The sequence below is a fragment of the Bacillus sp. FJAT-50079 genome (assembly GCF_018343515.1).
Lineage (GTDB): Bacteria > Bacillota > Bacilli > Bacillales > Bacillaceae_C > Lederbergia.
On the sequence record NZ_JAGYPD010000006.1, the window covers coordinates 270,149 to 287,755 of the forward strand.

The 17,607-nt window shown below is 39.8% G+C and carries 17 protein-coding genes; 11 read left to right on the forward strand and 6 right to left on the reverse strand.

Translation table 11 applies throughout. The annotated features are described in order from the left end of the window. The first annotated feature begins 136 nt into the window (after positions 1-136). Positions 137-469, forward strand: coding sequence for a cobalt transporter (locus tag KHA95_RS17530; RefSeq protein WP_349305500.1), 333 nt, complete (start codon positions 137-139; stop codon positions 467-469). 63 nt (positions 470-532) lie between these two features. Further along, positions 533-718, forward strand: coding sequence for an H-type small acid-soluble spore protein (locus KHA95_RS17535; protein ID WP_213138854.1), 186 nt, complete (start codon positions 533-535; stop codon positions 716-718). Between the two features lie 292 nt (positions 719-1,010). Here KHA95_RS17535 and KHA95_RS17540 read toward each other — a convergent pair whose 3' ends face one another. Continuing rightward, positions 1,011-1,439 carry a VOC family protein gene (locus KHA95_RS17540; protein ID WP_213138855.1) on the reverse strand — a complete coding sequence of 143 codons (429 nt, stop codon included), beginning with the start codon at positions 1,437-1,439 and terminating at the stop codon, positions 1,011-1,013. Positions 1,440-1,631: 192 nt separating this feature from the next. Between KHA95_RS17540 and KHA95_RS17545 the strand changes: the two genes are divergently transcribed. Together KHA95_RS17545 and KHA95_RS17550 are read left to right on the forward strand one after the other, a co-directional pair. Continuing rightward, a complete protein-coding gene (locus KHA95_RS17545) occupies positions 1,632-2,423 on the forward strand; it encodes an HAD family hydrolase (RefSeq protein ID WP_213138856.1) in 792 nt (263 codons plus the stop codon). A 24-nt stretch (positions 2,424-2,447) separates the two neighbouring features. Beyond that, positions 2,448-3,455: an LLM class flavin-dependent oxidoreductase gene (locus KHA95_RS17550; RefSeq protein ID WP_213138857.1), complete on the forward strand. Its 1,008-nt coding sequence runs from the start codon at positions 2,448-2,450 to the stop codon at positions 3,453-3,455. Between the two features lie 164 nt (positions 3,456-3,619). Here KHA95_RS17550 and KHA95_RS17555 read toward each other — a convergent pair whose 3' ends face one another. Both KHA95_RS17555 and KHA95_RS17560 read right to left on the reverse strand, forming a co-directional pair. Further along, the gene (locus KHA95_RS17555) at positions 3,620-4,819 is read right to left on the reverse strand and encodes a YhgE/Pip domain-containing protein (protein ID WP_213138858.1); all 1,200 of its coding nucleotides are present in this window, start codon (positions 4,817-4,819) and stop codon (positions 3,620-3,622) included. Positions 4,820-4,881: 62 nt separating this feature from the next. After that, the gene (locus tag KHA95_RS17560; protein WP_213138859.1) at positions 4,882-5,463 is read right to left on the reverse strand and encodes a TetR/AcrR family transcriptional regulator; all 582 of its coding nucleotides are present in this window, start codon (positions 5,461-5,463) and stop codon (positions 4,882-4,884) included. A 160-nt stretch (positions 5,464-5,623) separates the two neighbouring features. Here KHA95_RS17560 and KHA95_RS17565 point away from each other — a divergent pair, with 160 nt between their 5' ends. Further along, positions 5,624-6,199, forward strand: a complete 576-nt coding sequence (locus tag KHA95_RS17565; RefSeq protein WP_213138860.1) for a uracil-DNA glycosylase — start codon at positions 5,624-5,626, stop codon at positions 6,197-6,199. A gap of 19 nt (positions 6,200-6,218) precedes the next feature. Here the strand turns inward: KHA95_RS17565 and KHA95_RS17570 are convergent, their stop codons facing one another. Further along, complete coding sequence (locus KHA95_RS17570) at positions 6,219-6,908, reverse strand: hypothetical protein (protein ID WP_213138861.1); 690 nt, start codon at positions 6,906-6,908, stop codon at positions 6,219-6,221. Positions 6,909-7,002: 94 nt separating this feature from the next. On the opposite strand from KHA95_RS17570, the gene KHA95_RS17575 reads away from it, so the two are divergent. The 3 genes from KHA95_RS17575 to panF are packed head-to-tail and all read left to right on the forward strand — an operon-like array spanning position 7,003 to position 10,127. Beyond that, complete coding sequence (locus KHA95_RS17575; RefSeq protein ID WP_213138862.1) at positions 7,003-8,394, forward strand: DHA2 family efflux MFS transporter permease subunit; 1,392 nt, start codon at positions 7,003-7,005, stop codon at positions 8,392-8,394. Positions 8,395-8,421: 27 nt separating this feature from the next. Then, a complete protein-coding gene (locus KHA95_RS17580) occupies positions 8,422-8,697 on the forward strand; it encodes a YhdT family protein (RefSeq protein WP_213138863.1) in 276 nt (91 codons plus the stop codon). Beyond that, entirely contained in the window at positions 8,694-10,127 is a 1,434-nt protein-coding gene (gene panF, locus KHA95_RS17585) for a sodium/pantothenate symporter (protein ID WP_213138864.1), read from the forward strand. Before KHA95_RS17580 ends, panF begins: the two co-directional genes overlap by 4 nt. Here the strand turns inward: panF and KHA95_RS17590 are convergent. Beyond that, entirely contained in the window at positions 10,119-11,342 is a 1,224-nt protein-coding gene (locus KHA95_RS17590) for an MFS transporter (protein WP_249317037.1), read from the reverse strand. The genes panF and KHA95_RS17590 overlap by 9 nt on opposite strands. A gap of 108 nt (positions 11,343-11,450) precedes the next feature. On the opposite strand from KHA95_RS17590, the gene KHA95_RS17595 reads away from it, so the two are divergent. Further along, positions 11,451-12,092: an MOSC domain-containing protein gene (locus KHA95_RS17595; RefSeq protein WP_213138866.1), complete on the forward strand. Its 642-nt coding sequence runs from the start codon at positions 11,451-11,453 to the stop codon at positions 12,090-12,092. Positions 12,093-12,104: 12 nt separating this feature from the next. Here the strand turns inward: KHA95_RS17595 and KHA95_RS17600 are convergent, their stop codons facing one another. Next, positions 12,105-12,551 carry an Hsp20/alpha crystallin family protein gene (locus KHA95_RS17600; RefSeq protein ID WP_213138867.1) on the reverse strand — a complete coding sequence of 149 codons (447 nt, stop codon included), beginning with the start codon at positions 12,549-12,551 and terminating at the stop codon, positions 12,105-12,107. 677 nt (positions 12,552-13,228) lie between these two features. On the opposite strand from KHA95_RS17600, the gene KHA95_RS17605 reads away from it, so the two are divergent. Together KHA95_RS17605 and odhB are read left to right on the forward strand one after the other, a co-directional pair. After that, a complete protein-coding gene (locus KHA95_RS17605) occupies positions 13,229-16,069 on the forward strand; it encodes a 2-oxoglutarate dehydrogenase E1 component (protein ID WP_213138868.1) in 2,841 nt (946 codons plus the stop codon). Positions 16,070-16,253: 184 nt separating this feature from the next. Then, positions 16,254-17,510 (forward strand): 2-oxoglutarate dehydrogenase complex dihydrolipoyllysine-residue succinyltransferase, encoded by a 1,257-nt coding sequence (odhB, locus tag KHA95_RS17610; RefSeq protein WP_213138869.1) that lies wholly within the window; start codon positions 16,254-16,256, stop codon positions 17,508-17,510. Positions 17,511-17,607 lie beyond the last annotated feature (97 nt).

Genomic DNA, 17,607 nt, shown 5'->3' on the forward strand with positions numbered 1-17,607 from the left:
TACGGGAATGGATCCTATGATTAATTATCGTCGCTCTTAATCGCTCCAAAACTAGTGTTACGCCCATTCCAGGGACATACGTCTTTGCATAGAGTAAAAAAAGAATGATTTTTGTGGAAAAGGGAGATGTATGAGCATGAATCAGCGGAATGTTTACGCAAGGCCTAAGGGGCATGGCGGACATCATGGAGGAGGGAACCATCACGGCGGCGGGCATGGCGGACATCATGGTGGAGGGAACCATCACGGTGGCGGACATGGAGGACACAACCATGGCGGCTATGGATTTAATAACTTTGGGGCACCGTTTCTTGGCGGGGTATTAGGTGGTTTGACGTTGGGAGCTTTAGCTTCACCGGGAGTTGGCTACGGTTATCCGTATCCTGCACCTGTGCCGGCTCCTTATCCATATCCTTACCCGTATCCATATCCATATAGCGGTTATCCATATAGCGGTTATCCTTATTAAATGTATGTATAAAATTCATTCCTAATTCAAAGAATAGATGAAAAATGATAGGGAGTGAATCAAGTGGATCTGAACCGTGCAAACCAAATTCTTACTTCGTCGGCAACGATAGAAGTTCATTTTAAAGGTATTCCCGTATGGATTGATCAAGTTAACGAAGATGGGCAAACAGCAACTGTACACTTAAAGGACCCGCGTTCTTTAGAAGAGAGAACAACGGTCGCAATTTCAGAATTAGAGGAAATATAACAATGAAGCCATCCTTGTGGATGGCTTCATTTATAATTACACTTCAGTTTGGCTCTAATGGCCTTGTAAACGCTGTTTTTTCGAAGTCTTATCCATAAGGGAGCGTCTATTGGTCAGCAAAAGCGACTTTTATCAAAATCGAATCCATAAGCAGGTGTCAAATGGGCCGTAAACACTGCATTATTAGAAACTCTGTCCATAAGGATACGTCTAATAGCCAGCAGAAACGATTTTTTTGAAATCCTGTCCATAAGACAGTCGTTAATAGAACAGCCGCTATCCCAAATCAAAATCATTGATTAAATTCTTCATTATCATGACTGATTTGCCATTTAACCCCAAATTTATCTGTTAATTGACCGTAGCATTTGCTAAAGAATGTTTCTTGAAGCTCCATTCCGACTTCGCCGCCTTCTTTTAACTTATCAAAGGCAGATGCTAATTCATCTACATCCGTGCTGACGAGAGCAAGGTTAATATTGTTTCCAACGGTAAATGGCATGCCTGGAAATGTATCAGAAAACATTACATTGCTTCCACTAATCGTTAGTCGAGTATGCATGACTAAATCTTTCGCCTCTTCCGGCAGAGGATAGTCCGGATGTTGTGGGCTTTCTCCAAACGTCGTAATTTCTGGTTGTTCCAATTGAAAAACTTGTGCATAAAATTCAACAGCTTCCCGACAATTTCCATTAAAATTAAGATACACATTTACGGCCATTTCTATCGCTCCTCAGTTAAATTTAATACTACTGTTTGAACATAACAGAAAGGAAACGGTGAAGCAACTTTTGAAAGGGGGAACTTGAATCTATGAAAATATGATGAATTTTCATGTAAAAGGATTTTTTCTTGGTGAGTAATGGTAAACTAGAATATACTTATTAAATTACAGACAAAAGAGGAGAACAAAATGATTAAAGCGATTTTTTTTGATTTAGATGATACTTTATTATGGGACCAAAAAAGTGTGAAAGAAGCATTTGTTGCTACATGTAAAGTGGCCGAAGAGCGTTGCGGAATAGATCCAAATCAACTTGAGGAAGCCGTGCGTGAAGCAGCAAGAGAATTATATGCAACGTATGAAACATATTCTTTTACACAAATGATTGGGATTAATCCGTTTGAAGGGTTATGGGGGAACTTTTTAGACGACCATGATACATTTAGAATAATGAAAGAAATCGTACCGGGATATCGTAAGGATGCATGGACGAAAGGACTGCAAAAGCTTGGTGTGGATGATCCTGAATTTGGTTTTGAATTAGCTGAACGATTCCCGCAAGAGCGAAGAAAGCTACCATTTGTATATGAGGAATCATTTCAAGTGTTGGACCAATTAAAAGAAAAGTACCGGCTTTTGCTTTTAACGAATGGATCACCAGATTTGCAAAATACAAAGTTAGAAATTACACCAGAGATTGCTCCATACTTTGAGCAAATCGTTATTTCTGGCGGCTTTGGAAAAGGAAAGCCTGACCCAACGATATTCGAACATGCCCTATCATTAATGTCACTAGAGAAAGATGAAGTGCTAATGGTCGGAGATAATTTAATGACGGATATATTAGGAGCGAATCGGGTAGGAATTAAATCGGTATGGATTAACCGCCACCAAAATGAGCGAAATGAAGTAATCCCTACATATGAAATTAAGCATTTGGAAGGACTTTTCCCGATTTTAGAACAATTAAATAACAAATGATCCGATACAGAAAGGCGGGGTATCTTGAGGTTAAGCATATTAGATCAATCGCCAATTTCAACTAATCAAACAGCTTATGATGCGTTAACAGCGTCGCTGAAGCTAGTCAAAGCTGGAGAAAAACTTGGCTACACGCGCTATTGGATTGCCGAGCATCATGATTTACCTGGACTCGCTTGCTCCGCACCAGAGGTGATGTTAAGTTATATTGGCGCAAATACAGACAGCATTCGAATCGGATCTGGAGCTGTGTTGCTTCCACATTATAAGCCGTATAAAGTAGCTGAAACGTATCATATGTTAGCTACATTATTTCCAAATCGAATCGACATCGGTATTGGACGTGCTCCCGGCGGGTCTGCTGAGGCGACAAATGCATTATCAGACCAGTTTTTGCAAAAAGTGTGGCAACTACCAGCATTATTGCAAGAATTACTCTATTTTTTAAACAATGATTTTCCAGTAGATCATCCTTTCGCAAACGTTACTGCGGCACCTTTTCCCGACATTCCACCTGTTCCATGGTTGCTTGGCACGAGTAAAAAAAGTGCTCAGCTTGCAGCTGAACAAGGGATTTTCTACACGTTCGGTCAATTTATGAGCGAGCAGGATGGACGAGCAATTGTTCAAGAATATTTACATTCTTTTCAACCGAGAAAAAAGGGAGATAAGCCTCAAGTCATCATTACTGTTTCGGTTATTTGTGCGGAAACGAATGAACGCGCTGAGGAAATTGCGTTAAGTTCCATGATCTGGGCTTTACAAAAAGATAAAGGGGAAGGGAGACAAGGGGTTCCTTCGATTCAAGAAGCGAAGGATTATAGATTGACTGAAAAAGAAAAAAGCACATTGGAAAAGATCAGACAAAACATGATCATCGGTAATTCTAATGAAGTGAAGGAAAAACTGATCGACCTAAAACTTCAATATAAAGCCGATGAAATAATGATCAACACAATTGCCTACTCATCTGAAGATCGAATTCGCTCGTACGAACTGATCGCCAATGCTGTTTTTGATAGAAAAAGCTAGGTTTTTTAGAATGGTGGACGGTAATCGTTGACTTCGATCGTTTGGTGTTCACATTCAAAGTGAAGCATAAATAATCAAACTGCGAAGCAGTGCTTCATAAAAAGGCCCCTTACAATACAAGAGGGCCTTTTTCATTTTGCCTATGACAGATGCCATTCAGCTTTCTATATTGCGGAAACATCGGTCATAACATCTTTATTTTGATTTCGCTTTAAGGCGACAGTAACTGTTGAAATAATCAAAGTAATTGCTATGACGATACAAAGGGAGTAAATATTATTTAAGATGCCCGTTTTGCTCCCGCCAAAAACAATTGTGTAGTAACCATCTGCCCCGTATGTGGCGGGTAAAAATGAAGCTACGTTGATATACCAATCTGATAGCATTGTTTTGGGCACAAGCACACCTGAGGTAACGAGTTGTAAAGAAAGTGCCAAAATATTGAAAATCATGCCAAGATTCCCGAATACTAAAACGAATACTTGCGCAAATAGTAGAAAGGAAAAAAATAATAGTGATTGGAATATATATAAAGTTAACCATGACACATGACTTGAAATGTGGAAAATATTCATAAGGAGCATTGTTAGAATTGGAAGTAATAAAGCGACACTCATATTAATCAATTGTCTACTCACGAATAGTTCCCACTTTGAAAGCACTTTTTTGGCAGTGTGCGCTGCTTCTTGATGCTGCATAATCATGACCATTGCGCCGACGAAAGAAGAAATGATAATCATAAGGGGCACTAAGTTTGCCGCAAATTTGTCAACTGCATTCGTTTTCTGTATTTCCGCGTTGATTGGATTGTCATTTAAAGAGTTAACCATGGATGTGATCGACTCTCCAAGCGGCTGAGCAAGTTCGGCTGGAATTGGAAGTTGTGGCACTTCCTTAGTAAACTGGCTGATCACTTCGTTTTTTTGATACGCATACAAGCTTCTATTTACTGAATCATTTATTTGTACAGCGGAATTTTCCATCAGCGTTTTTGTCAGAGATGCATTTGCTTGATTAATCCAATAGACAATGTTTGCATTTTGACCTAATTGAATTGATTCGGTGAATGAAGACGGAATTTCAATTACCATTTCGATCATTCGCTCATCCAAATCAGCTTTTGCTTGTTCAATGGAAGTGTACATATCCGCTTGAAACGGTAGTTTTTGCTGAACTTCACGTACAATTTCCTCTCCAATGACCATATCATGATTGATTAAGCCGATCTTCAAGTTTCCTAAACGATCGTTGACCCCGTCGTATGCGGTCATCCAGACGATAAAGAAAATAAGTTGGAATAAAATAGCTGCTGCGATACCGAGATACGTTTCACGAATTTTAAGCAAAGTGTTTAAACCTTTCATAATGAATTCCTCCTAATAATATTGCATGTAAGTACATACTTGCATTTATAATAAAATTTTTTCTAGAGAGTTAATCCTCTAGAAAAAATAGTTACACTTGTTTTTATTAATTGGTCCGTAGTGAGCTCGGTCACTTGATCACCTAACCGAGCTCGTGATATAAAATGACCAAAATTTATAGCGATTAATGCCATTGCTGTCGCTTCAATATTTATATCAATGATTTTCCTTTTTCTTTTCATCTCACGGAAATAGTCGATGAGCTCATTCTTAATAAATAAAGGTACATTGGCAATTTCTTCATTAATTTCCGGAAAGGCATCTGCTTCCTTAAAGCCGATGAGAACAAAGTCTTTAATTGACATAATATATGATTGATATTCAATTGAAAAATTGTATAAATCGATTTCTACATCCCATACAACTTTTTCGTGCATTACTTTTTGCAGATGGGGGCCATAAGAAAATTTTTGAACAATCGCTTTGAGTATTCCATGTTTATTTCCAAAGTGACGAAAAAGTGTGACCTCGTTTACACCAGCTAATTGAGCAATGGCTTTCGTTGTTGCTGCCTTGTAGCCTTTTTCACTAATTAATTCAATTGCAGCGTTAATAATTCGATCTGAAGTTGATTGTGCTAGCAATACATCGACACATCCTTTATTGTATGCAAGTAATTACTTGCATAGTACAATACTATTTCATTTTTTGTCAAGAGATGTGGGGAAATACTTATTTTATTCCTAATAAGGGGAATGTTTTTTCCGCGTTCAGGCAGAATAGGCCTTAAAGGAGATGTGGATAATGTCTGATTTTTGTGCGCAGATTTGGCCAGAGGAGCCAACTCCGGAGGATTTAAAAAGTTGTCGTGAGTGTGGGCTTTATAAACATGGATCTCGAATGGTTTGGGGAGAGGGGAATCCTGAAGCACCAATTATGCTGATTCTCGATAACCCTGGAGCCCGTGAAGATAGCGAGGGGAATCCATACGTATGTGGGACAAGACAAACATTACAACGCGCAGTGAACGATGTTGGTTTACAGATTCCTGATCTATATGTGACATTTATTTTAAAAAGAAGACCAACCCGAGCCTATGAAAAGGAACGGGTACGACAAATTTGTATGATCCATTTAGATAATCAGATTGAAAAAATGAAACCCAAGCTTATTCTTTGCTTAGGGAATGTTGCTGTGAAATCTTTTTTCAAAAATTCTGATGCAGATGTGAAAACAATGCGCCAAACATGGCATAATGTTCGAGGTTATGAAACAAGCGTTGCCTATCATCCGCTTGCCGTCCGACGCAGGCCGAATTTATGGAATTCCTTCCTAAGTGATCTTAAGTTAGTTGCTGAACGTTACGAACAGTTGCATTAATCACGCTGAATAAAATTTTTTATTTCATCCGATAAAATCTCCGTGTTCCCCGGATGCCAAAAGTACGTTGATCCATCAAATTGCATCGTACATTTATAGGCAATTGGATCATCTGTATAAAATACGATTTCATAATAATTAGGTCGCCTCTATCTGTATTTGGTTGAAAATTGAACTTTTCCTCACTAGCTTTCAACAAGCGAAGAAACGAGTCAATTTCTGCTCGAGTTTGCAAAGCTGTTAACCGGGTCGGATGTTGAGCAATATAAAGCTGATACAATTCGACTTTGTTTACTTGTTCAAGTGGGATATTTGGAAAATGCCACTTATAATCCATCGCTTCCTTTGAATAATATAAACGATATCCATGAATTTCATAGTGAGATTTAACTGCAATGATATGAGGCTCCCCGAGAATCGTAAAAATCTCCGTTCCTTTTTCATGAAAAGCTGCGTCGCCGTCTTTGATTCGATAATGGGGATTTGTTACATTGTCCGCTACTTTATATTTGATTTTCCCTAATTTTTCCCCGATGTATGTTTCATCTGCTAAAATTCCAGAATGGATTCCCCAATATTCAATCCCATCCCATTTAATAAAATCAACCCAATCGATCACTGTTTGACTACCAAAAAGCTTAGTACGACAGCCAGATAAACAGCTAGTAATCAATAGTAATAGAACAATATATATTTTCCAATGTTTCAAATGCTCATCCCCCGTAAAAAAGAGTTGGATTTCGACTTTATGACCGCATTTTGATAAACTACAAATACTAAAAAATGCGGAATCAGGTGAAGATGTGGAAGAAGAATCTAAAAGCAAGCAAACATTTTGGTCAATTATTTTTGCTGTGTTTTTCGGTAATTTCTTGGCCGTAATGAATACTTCCACAGTCAATGTGGCCGTTCCTGCTTTTATGGCACAATTCTCTGCTGATTTACCAAGGGCGCAGTGGACAGTTACTGGCTTTATGCTCGTTGCTGGTGCGGCTGCTCCTTCGGCTGGCTGGTTCGGCTCGCGCTTTGGTTATAAGCGGGTGTATATCGGTGCTTTATGTGGCTTTTTTATCTTTTCTCTGTTGAGTATTTTATCTTGGGCGATTGAGATGTTAATCATTTTTCGGATGCTGCAAGGTATTTGTAGTGGGATTTTAATGCCGACAACAATGACGCTCGTCTATCAAAGCATTGAGAAAAGTCGGCAAGCATTCGGGCTTAGTTTATGGAGTTTGTCTGCCGTGCTTGCACCAGCTGTCGGACCTGTATTAGCGGGATTTTTAATTGATTTATTTAGCTGGCGTGCGTTGTTTTATTTAAACTTACCAATTGCAATTGCAGCAATAGTAGCGGCAATTATTTTTCTCCCTCAAACAACTGAGGGGAGGAAAACTCCGTTCGATTTTCTTGGTCTATTGTATTCATTCGGCGGCAGTATTTTATTACTAACGGCATTTGCTGAAGCTGGTTCGTGGGGCTGGCTCAATTATAAAACATTGCTCATCGTTGCAGTCGGTATATTGCTTTTATTTTTATTTGTCAGACGTGAGCTTGCGATTGAATTTCCACTTTTAAACTTCTCTGTTCTATCGCATCGCCGTTTTACGTATAGCTTGTTTTTAAATGCGGTATTATCTGTCGGTCTCTATGCAGGCGCCTTTTTGGTTCCGATTTTTTTGCAAACTTCTCTGCAACTTAGTGCGTTGGAGACGGGGTTAATTATGATGCCAGGCGCATGTATGATGGCATTATTTACACCGATTACAGGAAAGCTATATGATACGGTCGGACCGGTTTCACTCATCATTTCGGGAATTGTTATTATGATTGTCGGCACATATATGATGGGAAGTTTGTCCATTGCGACAACAAGTCTGTATGTCATTATTTGGACGTCCGTCCGCTATATTGGAATTGCCCTTTGTAATATGCCGATTACGAATGCAGGCATGTCCACGATTCCGCCTCAAATTGCCGGCTATGCCTCAGCACTTAACAATTGGGCGCGACAATGCATTGCTTCACTTTCAATCGCCTTATTTTCAGCTTTACTTGCCTATCGATCATCGATCTACATGCAAGGAGGAGAACAGGCGCATAGCGCATCGGCACTTGCTGCCGGAGATGTATTTTTATACTCGCTCATTCCGCTCATCTTGGCGCTTCCAATTACATTTTTATTGCGGAAGAGCTAATATTACGAAGAAAGGAGATCTTTGATTATGAAACAATCGGATCGGCGCCATGCAATCGCGCATCGGGAAGCAATAATGGGAATTGCTCTTGTGATCGTTCATTTTATATGGTGGTATGGCTTCGCCTATGGTTTGGGAAAGAAGCCTGTTGAGGAGTATACATACGTATTTGGCTTTCCAGCCTGGTTTTTTTATAGCTGTATTGTTGGCTTTATTTTTATGGTTATTTTAGTTATAACGGTTGTAAAACTCTATTTTAAAGAGGTCCCCTTTGAGCCGGAGAAGGAGGAAACGAAGTTGTGAATATGGAAGTTGTCTTTCCGCTTATTCTTTTTCTTATGATCATTTTTGCGGCGGGGCTATATGCGACGAAATATGTCACATCATCGGAGTCGTTCATTCAAGAGTATTTTTTAGGAAGTAGACAGCTCGGCGGGTTTGTGCTGGCGATGACGATGATTGCGACGTACGGGAGCGCAAGCAGTTTTCTAGGGGGACCGGGTGCCGCTTATAAATATGGATTAGCGTGGGTACTATTAGCGATGTCGCAAGTTGTTACGGGGTATTTTATCTTAATGGTGCTTGGAAAAAAGTTTGCAATTATGGCTCGGAAATATCATGCTGTTACATTAACCGATTATTTAAAGAGCCGCTACCAATCAAACTCAGTAAGCATCATTTCCGCCCTTAGTATTATTATTTTTTTATTTTCCGCGATGACCGCCCAATGGGTCGGGGGTGCACGCTTAATTGAATCGGTCGTCGGTGTTTCCTATCATACAGCACTCGTTATTTTTGCAGTGTCGGTATTAGTTTATGTTATTATTGGCGGGTTTCGAGCGGTTGCGATTACAGACGCCATTCAAGGGATGATCATGCTAGGAGGAACGATCATTCTAGTCGTTGCCGCCGTTGTTGCTGGTGGCGGAGTTGATGCGATTATGAGCGATTTACGCAATGAAAATCCGAATTTGCTTAGTCCGTATGGATCAGATTTAAGCTTAACCCCCCTTTATCTTTCATCTTTTTGGATATTAGTCGGTGTCGGAGTGGTCGGGCTGCCACAAGTGTCAGTAAGGGCGATGTCATATAAAAACGCCCGGGCGATGCACCGAGCGATTATCATTGGAACGATCGTTGTAGGAGTCATTATGTTAGGTATGCATTTGGCCGGAGTTTTTGCCCGTGCAATTATCCCCGGGATTACGACATACGATACAGTGATGCCCGAGTTAACTTTAACAATTTTGCCGCCATGGGCCGCTGGGATTGTTTTAGCAGCACCAATGGCGGCGATTATGTCGACGGTTGATTCATTGCTCTTGCTTGTTTCATCCGCGATTGTAAAAGATCTATACCTTACATATTTGAATCCGAAAGCTTCGGTCAGAACAGTAAAATATAGCAGTTTTGCGGTGACGGCATTGATTGGGATCGCTGTTTGCTTTTTGGCAATCCAGCCTCCAGATCTGCTCATTTGGCTTAACTTATTTTCGTTTGGCGGTCTTGAAGCTGTGTTTATATGGCCGATTGTGCTCGGCTTGTATTGGAAAAGAGCTAATAAATATGGTGCATTAAGTTCAATGGTAATCGGAATGATTTCCTATATTTATTTCCACCTATATTTACCAGATCCGCTCGGAATGCATACCGTTGTTTTGCCCATTTTCATTTCGCTCATTGTTTTTGTCATTGTTTCGCTAACGATGAAGGAGGAGCAACCTTCATTCTAAGGCTGGCTCGAGATCAGGCAATGGATTATCTTTATCCGGTTTAATCGCCTTAAAGGCAAGCATGGAGGCGATTAAACAAAGTGAAGAAAATAATAGCACCATACTGCCTACGTTTTTCTCCATTAATAGCGCGGTAACAAGTGGTCCTGCCGCAACGCCTGCGAAGCGCATAGAACTGAATATAGCTGTGATCGTGCCGCGCATTTCCTTTTCGATGCTTTGTGTTAAAATCGCATCTAAGCAAGGAAGGGCGGCACCGATTCCAATACCGCAAATGGAGAAAACAACGAGCAAGTAAATCAATTGCTTGGAAAGGATTGTCGCCGCAACCGCTCCACCAGCAAGTACGACCCCAGCAAAAATAATCCACTTCATTCTATTTAAATGATCCTTAATTAATTTTCCTGCTGTAAAGGAAGCAATACATAATGCTGCTAAAGGTATCGCGAGTAAAAAACCTTTTTTCACTCCAGTAAAATCATAATCATCTTCTAAAATCGATGATAAATAAAAAAGTAATCCAAATAAAACAAACATTAAAATCGCGCCAATAACAAAAACTGCCGTTAACCACCGCCAATGCTCGGAGAAAATCTGTTTCGTATTTTTTGTGAAACGTCCAAATGAAAGGGCATGTTCATCATCCTTTGGCTTTTTGACAAAAAAAATAATCAAGACAAGAGAAATAATGCTAAAAATCGGAATCGAAAAAAACGGTAAAAACCAAAGGAACCCCGCCAAAAAAGAACCGAGGATCGGGCTTAATACTTTACCAAATGTATTAGACGTTTCGATTATACCTAAGGACGCACTCACATCTTCTTCGCGTTTAAACATATCGCCAACTAATGGTAAGACAATTGGAAATGCTCCAGCGGCACCGATCCCTTGTAAGACTCTTCCGATGATAATGAAGGTAAAGGCTGAATCAAGCTTCCAGGAAGCCCAGCCACATATTGCCCCGCCAACTCCAGCAATAATTAGAGAAGGGATAATGATCATTTTTCTTCCAAATTTATCGGATAAAAATCCGGCAACAGGAATGAGAAAAATCGCAACAACTGAATAAATTGTAATGATATAGCTTGACTGAAGTTTGCTAATGTTTAACTGTTTTTCCATTAATGGCAAAATCGGAATAAGCATAGAATTTCCTAACGTCATAATCAACGGAATCGAGGCAATCGAAATGATTCCCCATTTCTTATCTGCCATTTCATTACTCTTATTCATTTCCTTCATAGCAATTTCCTTTCAAACGTTGTACCATTAATATGGACTTATAATTTTTATTTATCCACATTGAGATCGGGGGGAGAAAGGATGTTTATTCATTCGCTTAATATAGGGAGACCGCAAATCATTGCGGATGGAATGGGAAATAATATGAATTCTGCTATTGGGAAAAAATCGGTTTCATCCGTTTTGTTGAGTGAAAATGGTTTTGAAGGTGATAAGGTTGCCGATAAAAAACACCACGGCGGAAAAGACAGGGCTGTATGCTTTTATCCTTTCGAACATTATAGAGAATGGGAACAATTTTGTGAGCGAGCATTGCCGATACCTGCCTTTGGAGAAAATCTGACCGTAACGAATATGTTGGAAACGGAAGTGTGCATCGGTGACATCTATCAAATGGGCGATGTAACCGTACAAATTACCCAAGGCAGAATTCCATGCGCAACGATCGATCGCTTTAACCGAAAAAGAGGGATGCTTGCTGAAGTAATTCGTTCCGCAAAAACCGGCTTTTTTGCAAAAGTTTTGGAAGGAGGGGTCGTACAATCGCATTCATCGATTCAATTAGTCGATCGCCCGCAGCCGCATGTAACGATCGCTCAAATTCATCAACTCTTCTTCCATCAGCGTCATGATGAGCAAGCAATCGCGAAAATGATTGAAATTCCTGAGCTTGCCGAGGTGATGCGCGAGCAATTGAAAAAGGTAATTAAAAAAAGTTCTTAAGGTAAGAAAGCATCATATATTGTTTTCCTTTATCGTTAATTCTGTATACTGTGTATCAATATTTTTCGGGAGCTTAATTTGCAGAATTCCATCTTCTATTTTGGCAGATCCGCCTTTCTTGCTAACAGGGCATGGAAGTGAGATATATTCTCGCTTACCTGCTTCCAAAATATTTTCAACAATGACTTGATTGGACGTATGTGAAATTTTAATATCCGTCATATTATTATCGGACAATGAAAGTTTAATATACACATCATCCAATGACTCAAAAATAGTTGGTTGCAATTGTCCGTTTTGTTCTGTTGCTTTATCCGCCGGTTGTGTGTACCTTTCTAGGTTTTGCGGAATGAATTTCTCAATTAACTCATTCACATATGAATGCACGTCTTTCGGACCCATTTGCTCGGATATTTTTGTGAAATCACCGTTGAAAGGGAATGATTTCCAAGGGAACATCTTTTTCACCTCTCGTCACTTGTTTTTCCTTTTATGTATATGCGTAATCGGGTGGATCGGGAATCGAACGTAATCTGTTGGATTCTAAATTTTGAATTTACTCAAAAAAGCTTTGCCCTTATATGAAACAGGCATCCAAAAGTCCGGTGAAAAGTCGGTTTATGGATGCCTGTTTTTAGCTTTTTAAAAAGAAGGGAAGGCTATTATTATAGAATATTGTTTATTTCCCGAAACGGGCAACATCCTGTTAAGGCTTAAGATATACCCGCTAGAACGAAAATCATCAACCTGATTATTCCCAGCTGTTTTAAAAAAAGGGGTATTTTGTCAAGCTAAAAATGGATCAACCAAACTGAACAGCAATTTTAATACATCTTATACTTATTGAAAAAGGGTAATTTCAAATCTAAATCATTTGATTTTTTCGTTAATCGTAGTAAGATGGTATATGGAAAATTAGATTACATAAACACTGTGGTAACAACGTCTAGCAAACAAATATATTTAAAGTGTTGCCAAAATTCACTAGAGTTCCAAAGTAATTGACATTTCCTCTTTTACTTGATGTCGTTCAGTGTTAAAATAAAGCTGTAAGCGTTTATTTATGAAAACGTTTATGTAATCTTTTTAAAAGTATTTATAACTATTATCGTCTAAATGGTGGAGGCGTATTACACATGAGTAAACAAGCATCATACCAGGGCGCGCCATGGCGTAATTTTTCCGGCCCAAACCTTGGATATGTGATCGAAGTATACGATCAGTATGTAAAGGATCCCGAAAGTGTTGATCCCGATTTAAAAGAGCTATTTGATCTATGGGGAGCACCAACTTCGGTAACAGAGAATGAGTCAACAAAGGGGCAAGCGGATGTATCCTTTCAAATGACGGATAATCCGAACATGTACAATAAAATTGTTGCTGCGATTAAATTAGCGGATAATATTCGTACATATGGTCATTTGGCTGCAGATATTAATCCATTAAATAAAAATTCAAAGCAAATTAGAAGAATTGAACAATCGGAATATCAATTATCTGATGAAGATTTAAAACTTGTTCCACCATCTTTAATTTCACCGAATGCTCCGACATCCTTAAAAGATGGTTTAGAAGCGATCAATCAGTTGAAAAAAGTTTATACACAAAGAATTGCTTTTGAATATCATCATGTTCATGAGCTTGAAGAAAAAAATTGGTTGCAACAACAAATTGAATCAGAAAGTTTTTATCCTGATTTAAATAAAGAACAAAGAGTTAAATTGCTTACCCGTCTTTCAGAAGTAGAAGGGTTTGAAAAGTTTATCCATCGTACATTTGTTGGTCAAAAGCGTTTCTCTATCGAAGGACTTGATACGCTCGTGCCACTGATGGACGAAATCATCAGCTCAACTGTTGAAACTGGAACAAGAACAGTAAACATCGGGATGGCGCATCGCGGCCGTTTAAATGTGCTTGCACATGTTCTCGAGAAACCTTATAAATTAATTTTCTCAGAGTTTCAAAATGCTCCAAATAAAGATATGATTCCGTCAGAAGGCTCTATTGGTATTACATACGGCTGGACAGGCGATGTAAAGTATCATCTTGGTGCGGATAGAAAGGTGAAGCGGGGAAATACAGCAAACACGAGAATTACGCTTGCAAACAATCCGAGCCACCTTGAAGTAGTCGGACCGATTGTGGATGGTTATACGCGCGCTGCCCAAGAAGATCGGACTAAACCGGGATATCCAGAACAGGATATGGCAAGCTGTGTCGCAATTTCGGTTCATGGTGATGCTGCGTTCCCAGGAGAAGGGATCGTACAAGAAACGTTAAACATGGGGCAATTAAAAGGGTATGATACCGGCGGTACGATTCATATTATCGCAAACAATATGATCGGATTCACGACAGAAAGCTCGGATTCACGCTCAACGAAATATGCATCAGACATCGCAAAAGGATTCGAGGTTCCAATTGTACATGTAAATGCAGATGATCCAGAAGCGGTGCTTGCTGCTGCGAATCTTGCGTATAATTACCGACAAAAATTCCATAAAGATTTTGTTATTGATCTGATTGGATATAGACGATTTGGGCATAACGAGACAGATGATCCAATGGTAACGAATCCAATGATGTATACCATTGTACATAAGCATCCAACGGTAAAAGAATTGTATGCAAATCGTTTAATCGAAAAAAATATCATAACAAAAGCTGAGGTTGAAGAGATCGATCAAGCGATTCAGACACGTCTACAAACGGAATATGATTCGGTTTCTAAACAAGATGATCAGAGAGATTCCGCTATGAATCCGCCTGAATACGTGATGAGTGCTTTAAATGAGATCAATACAAATGTCCCTGCTGCGGAATTGAAAACGATTAACGAAGAACTATTGCAATGGCCGGCTCAATTTAATGTACTTCAAAAGCTTAGCCGTATTTTAAAGCGAAGAGAAACAGCTTTAGCAGACGATGGAAAAATCGATTGGGCACATGCCGAATCACTTGCATTCGCTTCAATATTAAAAGAGGGCACACCGATTCGACTAACTGGACAAGATTCGCAGAGAGGAACATTCGCCCAACGACATCTCGTTTTACATGACGAACATTCTGGCGAAGAGTTCGTGCCGATGCACCATATTTCTGGCGCTCAATCATCCTTTGTTGTGTACAACAGTCCGTTAACTGAAGCCGCAGTTGTTGGTTTTGAATATGGCTATAATGTATTTGCACCTGAAACGCTCGTTTTATGGGAAGCACAATTCGGCGATTTTGCCAATATGGCTCAAGTTTATTTCGACCAATTTATTTCCTCTGGAAGAGCGAAATGGGGTCAATCATCTGGACTCGTTATATTACTCCCTCATGGATATGAAGGACAAGGGCCGGAGCATTCAAGTGGAAGAGTAGAGCGATTTTTGCAAAGTGCGGCTGAAAATAACTGGACGGTTGCCAATCTATCCACGGCATCGCAATATTTCCATTTATTAAGACGTCAATCAGCAACGCTTAATACAGAAAGAGTAAAACCACTTGTAATTATGACGCCGAAAAGTCTGTTGCGTCATCCATTAGCAGCAGGGAATATTAATGAATTATCTAATGGCAGCTTCAAGCCGGTATTAGAGCAAAAAGGATTAGGAGAAAACACTCAAGCGGTAGAACGGATCATTCTATGCTGTGGAAAAATAGCGATTGATCTTGAAGAAAATCTCAAAGATAAAGAAGAACTAGATTGGCTCCATATTGTTCGGGTGGAGGAATTGTATCCATTCCCGAATGAAGAGCTTACCGAAATATTCTCGCGTTATCCAAACGTGAAAGAACTTGTTTGGGTTCAAGAAGAACCGAAAAACATGGGCGGATGGATGCATGTGGATCCGTACTTACGTGAGCTGGCACCTAAAGGTGTTGAAGTAAAATATACTGGACGTCGCAGAAGATCAAGTCCTTCTGAAGGGGATCCAACGATCCATAGAAAGGAACAAAATAGAATTATCCAAGCAGCACTGACAAAATAACGAAAAGCGCCCATATAACGACGAGTTATACGAACCGAGGGGTATCGCAAGATAATTCGATATGCGCCTTTGGAATTTGCTAGTCGTTGGGCGTCTTCAGTTAGATAAAATAGTAAAATGATCATGCATTCTTATTCTAATCGAGAAATACATTGGACGGTAATCTTAGAGGAGGATTTTAAAAGTGGCAGAAATTATAGTGCCTGAACTGGCAGAATCGATTACAGAAGGAACAATTGCTCAATGGTTAAAAAAGCCAGGAGATTACGTAGAAAAAGGCGAATACATCGTTGAGCTAGAGACAGATAAAGTCAACTTAGAAGTTATTTCGGAAGAAGCTGGGGTTGTTCAGGAATTAAAAGCAGCAGAAGGAGATACAGTTCAGGTGGGCGAGGTCATTGCGATCGTTGAAGCAGGGGCGGCAGCAACTGGAGCGGAGACTAAGGCTGAACAAACGAGCGAACCACAGCAATCTGAAGCTGCACCAGTCCAAGCAACTCAAGAACCGCAAGAGCAAGAAAGTTCAAATACAGAGAGTAAAGAGCGATTAATTGCTTCACCAGCAGCACGAAAGCTTGCACGTGAAAAAGGAATTGATTTAAGTACGGTACCAACAGTTGACCCACTCGGGCGCGTTCGCAAGCAAGATGTAACAACGTTCTCGAATCAGCCAAAACAACAAACACAGCAGCAACCGGCTCAAGCAGCAGCACCGGCAGCGGCTGTTCAACAGGATGGAAAACCAGTAGAGCGCGTTCGTCTATCACGCCGCCGTCAAACTATCGCTAAACGCCTTGTTGAAGTTCAACAAAATGCTGCAATGCTGACAACATTTAATGAAATTGATATGACTGCTGTGATGAATTTACGTAAAAGAAAGAAAGATAAATTTTACGAACAGCATGATGTTCGCCTTGGTTTTATGTCATTCTTCACAAAAGCAGTCGTTGCAGCATTGAGAAAGTATCCAGCAGTGAATTCTGAGCTTGAGGGCGATGAACTCATTTTGAAAAAATATTATGATATCGGTGTTGCCGTTTCTACGGATGAAGGTCTCGTTGTGCCAGTAATTCGTGATTGTGACCGCAAAAATTTTGCTGAAATTGAAGGAGATATTCTTGCGGTAGCGAAAAAAGCGCGCGATAATAAATTAGCGTTAAGTGATTTACAAGGTGGAACATTCACGATTACGAACGGAGGCGTATTTGGTTCGCTTCTATCTACACCGATTTTAAACGGGACACAAGTTGGAATCCTCGGAATGCATACGATTCAAACGCGTCCAGTAGCGATTGATGCAGAAAGAATGGAAAACCGTCCGATGATGTATGTCGCATTATCATACGATCACCGAGTAATTGATGGAAAAGAAGCTGTCGGCTTCCTCGTAACAGTGAAAAATTTACTTGAAAATCCGGAAGATCTATTATTAGAAGGGTAATTTTATTATGAGAGCAGCCAAATAGGGCTGCTCTATTTTGCGTAGCTTGAAAATTTTATGTTTAGAATCCTACCTTACATTATTCATAAAGATCTTG

Bases quoted from the DNA above. Each gene is read 5' to 3' on its own strand.
- KHA95_RS17530 (WP_349305500.1), top strand. From the start codon at position 137: ATGAATCAGCGGAATGTTTACGCAAGGCCTAAGGGGCATGGCGGACAT.
- KHA95_RS17540 (WP_213138855.1), bottom strand. From the start codon at position 1,439: ATGGCCGTAAATGTGTATCTTAATTTTAATGGAAATTGTCGGGAAGCT.
- KHA95_RS17545 (WP_213138856.1), top strand. From the start codon at position 1,632: ATGATTAAAGCGATTTTTTTTGATTTAGATGATACTTTATTATGGGAC.
- KHA95_RS17555 (WP_213138858.1), bottom strand. From the start codon at position 4,819: ATGAAAGGTTTAAACACTTTGCTTAAAATTCGTGAAACGTATCTCGGT.
- KHA95_RS17565 (WP_213138860.1), top strand. From the start codon at position 5,624: ATGTCTGATTTTTGTGCGCAGATTTGGCCAGAGGAGCCAACTCCGGAG.
- KHA95_RS17580 (WP_213138863.1), top strand. From the start codon at position 8,422: ATGAAACAATCGGATCGGCGCCATGCAATCGCGCATCGGGAAGCAATA.
- KHA95_RS17590 (WP_249317037.1), bottom strand. From the start codon at position 11,342: ATGGCAGATAAGAAATGGGGAATCATTTCGATTGCCTCGATTCCGTTG.
- KHA95_RS17595 (WP_213138866.1), top strand. From the start codon at position 11,451: ATGTTTATTCATTCGCTTAATATAGGGAGACCGCAAATCATTGCGGAT.
- KHA95_RS17600 (WP_213138867.1), bottom strand. From the start codon at position 12,551: ATGTTCCCTTGGAAATCATTCCCTTTCAACGGTGATTTCACAAAAATA.
- KHA95_RS17605 (WP_213138868.1), top strand. From the start codon at position 13,229: ATGAGTAAACAAGCATCATACCAGGGCGCGCCATGGCGTAATTTTTCC.